Here is a 9,188-nt window from a genome sequence, read left to right on the forward strand (position 1 = left end):
CCCCTTTGTTTTTCATCAATTGTTTAAGGATTGAAGTTATTTATCTTTAATACATTCTACGACTATTCAATTTTATTTTCAAAATTAAGTACTATTGCTTTTGGTCTACTCATTGCTTTTATGCTATAACTGATTCCTTGAGTTCCGAGGCCAGAGGATTTTACACCAAGGAAAGGAAAATGATCAGGACCTCGTTCAGTTCTATTATTTATTTGTACAGTTCCTACATCTAATTTTGATGCTATATAAAAGGCTTTATCTATATTTTTAGTAAAAACAGACGACTGAAGTCCATACTCGGAGCGATTAGCGATATCTATAGCTTCTTGAATAGTTTTTACTCTCATAATGGGAAGGACTGGTCCAAAGGGTTCTTCCCATGCTAGTCTCATATCTTTTGTCACATAATCAAAAAGGGTTGGATATATTAAATTACCTTCTCTTTTATTACCAATTAACAGCTTTCCACCTTTTTGTACTGCATCATCTATTAACTCTTGAACAAAGTCTGCAGCTTTATTATCTATAAGAGGGGTTATTTGTACATCTTCAAATGGACTACCAACCTTTAGCTCTTCAACTTTCTTTCTAATCATTTCAGATAAAGCATCTGCAACTGTTTCCATAACAAGTACTCTTTTTACTGCCGTGCAGCGCTGACCAGAATAGCTGAAGGCTCCAGAAACTATATCTGAAGATGCATCTTCTAAGTCGGCATCCTCAAGTACAATAGCTGCATCCTTACCTCCTAACTCCATTAATAATGGAACCATCTCAGCAATTTTGGCAATATGCCTTCCTATTTTAGTACTTCCTGTAAAGTTAATAAAATTTATTGAAGGATGTGTGACTAGGTAATCGCCAATTTCTGAAGAACTTCCTGTTATAGTATTAAGTATTCCAGGAGGAATTCCAGCTTCATTGAATATCTGAGCAAGATGGAGGGCAGATATTGAACCTTGTGTAGGTGGTTTAAACACAACGCTATTTCCAGCAATTAAAGCAGGCGCAATCTTTGAAGCCGAGAGATTTATAGGATAATTAAAAGGTGAAATAGCAAGAACAACCCCTAAAGGAACGTAAGTTGCAAAAGAAAGTTTGTCTTTTTTATACCCAGGGAAGCTGTCACTTGAAATAGCTGTACCATATAGATGTTTACCTTCATCAGCTGTAAAGCGGATAAAATCAGCAGTTCTCTGTATTTCTGAAAGCGAAGATTTTTTATCTTTGCATATTTCTTTACAAAGAAGTTCTGCGAGATATTCCTTATGATCTTCTAAAATTGTAGCCGCTTTATGAAGAATAGCTGCTCTTTCATTTATTGGTGTCTCACTCCAGGCAACTTGTGTTTTTTTAGAATTATCTATAGTTCTATCAACATCATTTTTAGAATATTTTTGAATATAGCCTATAAAAGAATTATCTAATGGAGCATATATAGGAATATTTTCATCCGTTTTTATACCGCCCCAAATACCATTATATACATTTTGATATAACTCATCTTTTTTTATTTTTGAAAACAAGATATTCACCTCATTTCTCTTTCATATATATTATTTGAATTAAATATTATTTTACTCTTTAGCAAATTATAAAATTCAAGAATTGTGGATAACTTGAAAATGTAATTTAGGACCGCCAGTTTAATTACGACACCTAAAGAGTAAAAAATAAAATATAGTTCGCCTGCCAATTTTTCCTCACATGTGTTCGGAAAGGCAGATGCGTAAAAAAATCGACAGCTCCACAGTCGCCTTGGCGATTTTTTTATTTAAAAATAGTGTTGCAATAATTGAAATAGATAAAAGATTGTTGGTAATAATTTTAAATATTTTAAAAGTTATGGTATAATTGTAGTTGTTTTACAAAATATTCAAAAAATTCAATTTTTAAATAAATAATTCATGGGGGGCAAAATCATGCGCAAGGAATTTTCAATGAGCAATGATAAGATCACAATTAACTTTACAGCTAAGTATTGTGATAGCTTTGAAAGTTTATTAGAAAGTGAAGGATTTAGAAGGGTAGTTGATTCTTATTTAAGTAGAGCTAAACAAAGAAAAACCCATAACTTTAAGATGTTAGTAGAAGCTTTAGAAACTTCTAATAGAGAAGAGATCAGAACAATCCTTATCAGATCCTTTCAAATGTTAACAATAATGAATGTAAATGACATAGTAGGATATAATGAAAATTTTAGTAAGCTTTTTAAAGATAAGGATGCATTCATATCTCTTGTAGAAGATATATATTCTTATTGGAGAAAGCTTGAAAGATATACAGTAATTCATAATAACACAGTTAAGAGGGGGATTGCAGCAGTAAGCTTTACTGAAGCTAATTCTCAATTTTCTAAGCTTATATTAAGGTTATATAGAATCATAGAAAAGAATGTTATAGGTCATATGCCAAATGTATTTAGACAACTTCCAGCTGGAGGAAATGCTTGTATAATGCTAAATAATGTTAATTGGCCTATACCTAAGGGATATGAAATGTTAGAAGATATTCCGTTTATAGATGCAATTTCATTAGAACCGCCTTTTATAACATATCCTAAAAGAAACACGAGAGATGGTATGTTTACTGAAACATTTGCGAATCCACTTTCAAATGCCAAAATAAATATAGACCATTGGTTTTGTTATCCAGCAAAGATTGGAGAATTAATTGCATTCCTGTATTTTCATAGAGATTTTATGGATCATGGTATAACCTTATGTAATCTTTTTGAAATGGCAAGAGCAGAGGAGTACAGAGGAAAAAAACCAGATGTAGTTTATTTATTTGGGGCTAGAGAAGAAGGGGATACTTTAAAAACTGTATTCTTTGATGACAAAGAAAATGATATTATGCTAGGATATGTAAATCACAACGAAGCTGTAGATTACTTTGGATATATGAAGAAAATGTCATTAACACTTCATAATCTCATTATGATAAAAAGAGGATATCTGCCAATCCATGGTGCTATGGTAAATATAGTACTTAAGAATGGAAAAACTGCAAATGTAGTAATTGTAGGAGATAGTGGAGCAGGTAAGTCAGAGAGTCTTGAAGCATTTAGAGCATTAAGTGAAGAATATGTAAGTGACATGACAATAGTTTTTGATGATATGGGATCACTAAAGGAAAAGGGTGGAAAGATACTTGGATACGGTACTGAAATTGGTGCTTTTGTAAGGTTAGATGATCTTGATCAAGGATATGCATTTAAAGAGATAGATAGAAGTATATTTATGAATCCAGATAAAACTAATGCAAGATTAGTTATGCCTGTTTCTAGCTACAAAGAAATAGTAAAAGGATATGCGGTAGATATATTCCTATATGCTAATAACTACGAAAAAGTTGAAGCTGGTGTAAAAGCGATAGAATATTTTGAAACTTCAGAAGCTGCTATAGAGGTATTTAAGGCAGGAGCTAGAATGGCTAAAGGAACTACAACAGAAACGGGACTTGTAAAATCGTACTTTGCTAATCCTTTCGGACCAGCTCAAAAGCAAAATGAAACAGATATTTTATTAGATCAGTATTTTGGTAAGCTATTTGAAACAGGTGTTAAAGTTGGACAAATTAAAACTTGTTTAGCAATTCCAGGTCTGGAGAAGGATGGCCCAAGAAATGCTGCACTAGAATTGTTCGAAGTTATAAGAAGTCTAGAAAAATAATAACCAAATTTAGTTTTAGTTAATTTCTAAAAGAATAAAATTTCCTATTGTGAAATAACAGCAAATAGAAAAATCCTCTCTATGATAGAGAGGATTTTTTATTATTCTACATCGGTATATTTATCTTTTGCAAAGAATGAAATAGCATAAAGACCAGCTATTCCAACAAGTGCATAAACAACTCTACTTACAGCTGACATTGATCCAAAAAGAGCTGCAACTAAATCAAATTGAAAGAAACCGATAAGTCCCCAGTTAATTGCACCAATAATTACTAAAACAAGTGCTATAATGTCTAAAGTCTTCATAACAACACACTCCTTTATTTGCTGTCATTTCACGAAGTGAAATCTGACTCAATCTGATTAGGCTCGATGCCTGCTCAGATTTATTTGACTTTATGCACTTATTTTTACCGACAAAATGAAAAATATGTATTATTTTTATTTAATTTCTCCATGTTTTTCATAATGAAATATTTCAGTTGCTTTATTTTCATCATCTACTAAAACCACTACTGGTTTATGACCTTCAATCTCTTCTTTGTCTAAAGTACAGTAACACATAATTATAATTTTATCACCAGGTTGTACAAGTCTAGCAGTAGCACCATTTAGACACATAACACCACTATTTTCTTCACCTGGTATAACATAGGTTTCAAACCTTTGGCCATTATTTATATCAACGATTTGTACTTGTTCATATTCATTAATTCCAGCAGCCTTCATTAGTGCTGTATCAATTGTTATGCTTCCAACATAGTTTAAATTAGCTTCTGTAATTGTTGCTCTGTGAATTTTAGATTTTAACATTGTAAGTTGCATTTATAAATCCCCCTCAAATTATATATATATATTGTTTGTTTATATAAAATTTAGAATTTCAGAAAACAGAATGAACAGACTGTTTTCTGAAATTAACTAAGAATTAAATTTCATCTTTATAGATAACAACTTCATAACTCAATTGTTTAAGGAGTGAAATTGTATATCATTAGTTTGACCAAGTAAAGTTATCAATTAATCTTGTTTTACCAATAAATACTGCTATTGCAATAAGTACAGGTTTTTCTATTTTATCTACTGATTTTAAAGTTTCTGAATCTACTATTTGAACATAATCAATTTTAGCTAATGGTTCTGAAATAATAAATGATTTAATTGATTCAATAATTTTCTCTGTATTTTTTTCTCCCTCAAGAAGAAGTTCGTTAGCGTGTTTTAAGCTTTTATTTAAAATTAAAGCAGCCTTTCTTTCTTCATCTGAGAGATATGTGTTTCTTGAGCTTTTTGCAAGTCCATCATTCTCTCTAATGATTGGACAACCTATTATTTTTACATCCATGTTTAAATCTTTGACCATTTGTCTAATTACAGCAAGCTGTTGAGCATCTTTTTCTCCAAAATATGCTCTGTTAGGAGTAATAATATTAAAGAGTTTTGTTACAACAGAACATACTCCTTGAAAATGACCAGGTCTTTTTTCTCCACAAAGACCTTCGGTAAGTATATTTACATTAACAAAAGTAAGAGGAGTGGTAGGGTACATCTCATCCGCTGAAGGAACAAACATTATATGAGCCCCAGCTTTTTCACAAAGATTAGTATCTCTCTCAAGATCTCTTGGATATTTATTTAAATCTTCATTAGCACCAAATTGAGTAGGGTTTACAAAAGTACTAACTACAACTCTTTGATTTTCTGATGAAGCTTTTTCAATAAGACTTTTATGTCCTTCATGTAGATATCCCATAGTTGGAACAAAACCTACAGAAAATCCTTCTTTTTTCCATTCTCTTATGATTTCTCTTATTTCACTTATTGTACATATAACTCTCATATTTTCCTCCCTATTAATAAAGCTTTGTTAATATATCTTGATCTATTTTAAAGGTATATTTTTCATCTGGAAAAATACCATCCTTAACTTCTCTATCATATTTAATAAAGGCATCTTTCATCAACTCTCCCAAATTTGCATATTCCTTTACAAATTTTGGTTTGAATCCTGAAAACATCGAAAGCATATCTTGATATACTAGTACTTGGCCATCGCAGTGAGAACCAGCTCCTATGCCTATTGTAGGTATTGTTACAGATTCTGTAATTAATTTTGCAAGTTCAGCAGGAATACATTCAAGTACAATAGAAAAAGCTCCAGCTTCCTCAAGAATCTTTGCATCTTCTATTAATTTTTTTGCTGCATCTGTAGTCTTACCTTGAACCTTAAAGCCCCCAAACATATTTATAGATTGAGGTGTTAAACCTATGTGTCCCATTACTGGAATTTGAGCTTTAACTATAGCTTTTACTTGAGCTGCAACAGAAGCACCACCTTCGAGTTTTACAGCTTGTGCTTGGCCTTCCTTAATAAGTCTACCAGCATTTTTAACTGCATCAACTTCATTGGTATAGGACATAAAAGGCATATCCGCAACTACTAGTGCATTTTCAACTCCTTTTGTTACAGCTTTTGTATGATGAAGCATATCGCTCATTGTAACACTTAATGTATCTTTATAACCAAGACACACCATTCCAAGTGAATCGCCTATAAGAATACTATTGATTCCGCAGGAATCAATAAGTTTTGCAGTGGAGTAGTCGTAAGCAGTAAGCATTGAAATTTTATTGCCTTTTTGTTTAGCTTCTAAAAAAGTTGCTACGGTATTTTTCACTTTAATTTCCTCCTCCCAATATATCAATAACGTTTTTATAATTTTTTTCAGGATAAGCTTCAGTAGAAAGGGATAAAAGTTGTCTACATAAATCTAAATATAAAGATTTATGTTCATCACAAATAACAGACAAATGTTTTCTTAAAGTAGTTTCATCTCCTCTAGGAATAGGTCCAGTTAATGACCTGTTAAATCCTTTAGCATTTATACTTTCAATATTAGAAGTAATTAACGGATAAAGGGCGGAGAAAGCCTCACTTTCATTAAAACCTATGTCTTTTAAATATTGACAACTTATGCTTGTTAAAGCTAAAACAAGATTAGAACTCATTACACAAGCTAAGTGATATAGTGCTTTTTTATCACTATCAATTTGTATAGTTTTATTTCCGCAGACCTTAAGAATGCTTTGGGCAGCATCAAGGGCTGTTTTATTGCCTTCTATTGTAAAAAAAGCTTTGTTTAGATTTTTATAACAATTATACTTATCTGAAAATGGGAAAATTGGGTGTATAGATAAAGGAAATGCACCTGATTCTTTAGCTTCATTAAAGATATGTGAGGAAAGAGAGCCACTAGCGTGAGCTATAATTTTTCCATCAATATTGTAGTTTTTCGTTCTCTGCCAGGCTTCATTAATAACGTCATCAGGAGTTGTAATAAAAATAAAATCGCTTTCTATTATTAAATCTTCTAAATTAATATATGCATTAGAAGATGTAAACTCCGAAGCGTCTATAGTAGAATTATAATTTTGAGAATAATATCCACTTAAAGGTATATTTTTCATTTTAAAATACTTACCTAAGGAAAAGGCAACTTTGCCTGCCCCGTAAAAACCTATTTTCACTTAATTATCACCTCATCAGGATTTGTTCCCCATGGTGACTTTAAAACGAAAAGCAGAGAAATAATCAAGTGTAGTTCCTAAAAGATACTACCCACAAAAAATGTTATCATATATTTTAAAATATATCAATAAGTACAAATAGGTATATATACATAAGTTGATAACTAAGCTTAGAATTTGGAAGAAAATAAATATAAATGGCTTCAATTTTTAATAAAGCTGAGTAAGCTCAATGCCTACTCAGCTTTATTTACTGTCATTTTACAAAGTAAAATCTGACCGAGAATGAAAGGACATCGATTCCTTTCATTCTTGCTTATTAAGGTTTTAATTTATGAAATGGCCACAAGCAAAAAGAGAGCAATTTTGCTCTCTTAAAGTTGAATATTTCTGTCTATTGGTTGAGATAATGATATAAATGTATCTGTTCTCTCAATTCCAATAATATTATTGATTTTGTTTGTTAGAGTGTCCTGAAGATCTGCTATACTTTTGCAGATAACCTTTGCAAAAATAGAGTAGTTACCAGTAATCAGGTGTAATTCAACAACTTCTTTAATTTTTGCTAGTTCTTCAGTAACTGCAGAAAATGAAGAAGTCTTATCAATATAAATACCTACAAAACAACATACATCATATCCTAATTTTGGAAGGTTTAAAAGAATTCTAGACCCTTTTATTATACCTAAATCTTCCATTTTTTTCATTCTTACATGAATAGTTCCACCACTTACATGGCACATTCTTGCTATTTCAAGATATGGTGTTCTACAATCTTTAATAAGAATATCCAAAATTTGTAAATCTAATTCGTCTAAATGAGCATTTTGCATAAGCCAAAACTCACCTCTTCTGTTCTAGTTTATAACCTTATTTTGTAAATTTGTTATAGTACTTTTATATTTTATCAAAATAAATAAATTATTTCCACAAAAAAATAAAAAATTTAAAAATTTTTTTTTATTAATTGACATTTTACTAAAAATAAAATATTTTCTTACTAATCAATTTTAGAATTAAAACTAGTTTTAATAATTTATTTATTTTTAAAATATATGTATCTTTAATTGAAAAAATATTGAAAATTAATTCTTTTGTGGAAATATATTGAACAATTGAAAAAAATTTAATTTTAATTTAATATTATAGATATACAACTTCATAATTGAACTTAAAATTCAAGCTATACAAGTTCATATTGAATTAAGAATTTTAGGAAAAGTATTGAATGCCGAGACTATATGCTGTTATTTCACGAAGTGAAATCTGACTAAGGCTAAAAGGGCTCGATGCCTATTAAATTTTATTTAACATGAATTGTTTAAAGATTGAAGTTGTTTATCTTTATTAAGAAATATTTTTAAAGGGGGAGAATTTATATGAATAATTTTTTAAGTATTCTTTTATTCATAGGATTTTCAATTATTGTGCTAGTAGTTTTTAATTTATTGAAGCATTTTATACTTAGTAAGCTCAAGGTTAATAAGTGGATAGTATTGGGTGCTGCTATAGTATTTTTCTTTCTTCCAGCATTTTTAACACAATTTCAAGGATATATTATTAGGCTAGTAATGTCCTCAATATTTGTAATCCTTTTCCTATGGTTTATAGATTTAGCTGGATATGGGATTAAGAAAAAAGAGAAAAAGATTAAAATAAAGCCAAAAGCAAAACCTAATAGAGTAAAATATATAAAAGAAATAGAAGATAAAAATAAAAAACTCCGCTAGGAGTTTTTTATTTTTATCAGACTGCTGACAAAGTGTCATCAGTCTTTGTTTTTACTGAATTATGAAGTAAAATTAAAAGTATATAATTTTATTTCATAGGAGTTACTCAAATGATACGAGAAAGAAAAGAAGCACAATGTAAGATTGAAGTGGTTATGCTTGATCAATTAGTTCCTCAAGATCACTTATTAAGAAAAATTGATAAATATATAGATTTTTCATTTATAAGAGAATTAACTAAAGATTTATATTGT

9 protein-coding genes and 1 pseudogene are annotated in these 9,188 nt (G+C 30.1%); 3 read left to right on the forward strand and 7 right to left on the reverse strand.

Going from position 1 to position 9,188, the window contains the following annotated elements; translation table 11 throughout:
- Nucleotides 1-62 precede the first annotated feature (62 nt).
- On the reverse strand, nucleotides 63-1,526 hold the full coding sequence (locus CPJCM30710_RS15120; RefSeq protein ID WP_212905000.1) for an NADP-dependent glyceraldehyde-3-phosphate dehydrogenase: 1,464 nt from the start codon (nucleotides 1,524-1,526) through the stop codon (nucleotides 63-65).
- 396 nt (nucleotides 1,527-1,922) lie between these two features.
- On the opposite strand from CPJCM30710_RS15120, the gene CPJCM30710_RS15125 reads away from it, so the two are divergent.
- The gene (locus CPJCM30710_RS15125; RefSeq protein ID WP_212905001.1) at nucleotides 1,923-3,674 is read left to right on the forward strand and encodes a phosphoenolpyruvate carboxykinase (ATP); all 1,752 of its coding nucleotides are present in this window, start codon (nucleotides 1,923-1,925) and stop codon (nucleotides 3,672-3,674) included.
- Nucleotides 3,675-3,775: 101 nt separating this feature from the next.
- On the opposite strand, the gene CPJCM30710_RS15130 is transcribed toward CPJCM30710_RS15125, so the two are convergent.
- The 6 genes from CPJCM30710_RS15130 to CPJCM30710_RS15155 all read right to left on the reverse strand — a co-directional run bounded on the left by CPJCM30710_RS15130 (nucleotide 3,776) and on the right by CPJCM30710_RS15155 (nucleotide 8,037).
- Entirely contained in the window at nucleotides 3,776-3,982 is a 207-nt protein-coding gene (locus CPJCM30710_RS15130; protein ID WP_212905002.1) for a DUF378 domain-containing protein, read from the reverse strand.
- A gap of 135 nt (nucleotides 3,983-4,117) precedes the next feature.
- Complete coding sequence (panD, locus tag CPJCM30710_RS15135) at nucleotides 4,118-4,501, reverse strand: aspartate 1-decarboxylase (RefSeq protein WP_212905003.1); 384 nt, start codon at nucleotides 4,499-4,501, stop codon at nucleotides 4,118-4,120.
- Between the two features lie 169 nt (nucleotides 4,502-4,670).
- Entirely contained in the window at nucleotides 4,671-5,516 is an 846-nt protein-coding gene (panC, locus tag CPJCM30710_RS15140) for a pantoate--beta-alanine ligase (protein WP_212905004.1), read from the reverse strand.
- A gap of 13 nt (nucleotides 5,517-5,529) precedes the next feature.
- Nucleotides 5,530-6,354, reverse strand: a complete 825-nt coding sequence (panB, locus tag CPJCM30710_RS15145; RefSeq protein WP_212905005.1) for a 3-methyl-2-oxobutanoate hydroxymethyltransferase — start codon at nucleotides 6,352-6,354, stop codon at nucleotides 5,530-5,532.
- Between the two features lies 1 nt (nucleotide 6,355).
- Nucleotides 6,356-7,204: a Rossmann-like and DUF2520 domain-containing protein gene (locus tag CPJCM30710_RS15150; RefSeq protein WP_212905006.1), complete on the reverse strand. Its 849-nt coding sequence runs from the start codon at nucleotides 7,202-7,204 to the stop codon at nucleotides 6,356-6,358.
- Nucleotides 7,205-7,578: 374 nt separating this feature from the next.
- Nucleotides 7,579-8,037, reverse strand: a complete 459-nt coding sequence (locus tag CPJCM30710_RS15155; protein ID WP_212905007.1) for an Lrp/AsnC ligand binding domain-containing protein — start codon at nucleotides 8,035-8,037, stop codon at nucleotides 7,579-7,581.
- Nucleotides 8,038-8,583: 546 nt separating this feature from the next.
- Between CPJCM30710_RS15155 and CPJCM30710_RS15160 the strand changes: the two genes are divergently transcribed.
- Nucleotides 8,584-8,934 carry a hypothetical protein gene (locus tag CPJCM30710_RS15160; protein WP_212905008.1) on the forward strand — a complete coding sequence of 117 codons (351 nt, stop codon included), beginning with the start codon at nucleotides 8,584-8,586 and terminating at the stop codon, nucleotides 8,932-8,934.
- Between the two features lie 110 nt (nucleotides 8,935-9,044).
- Nucleotides 9,045-9,188: pseudogene (locus CPJCM30710_RS15165) on the forward strand (IS5/IS1182 family transposase); the annotation flags it as partial.

This window comes from Clostridium polyendosporum (assembly GCF_018332455.1).
In the GTDB taxonomy this organism is placed as follows: domain Bacteria; phylum Bacillota; class Clostridia; order Clostridiales; family Clostridiaceae; genus Clostridium_AY; species Clostridium_AY polyendosporum.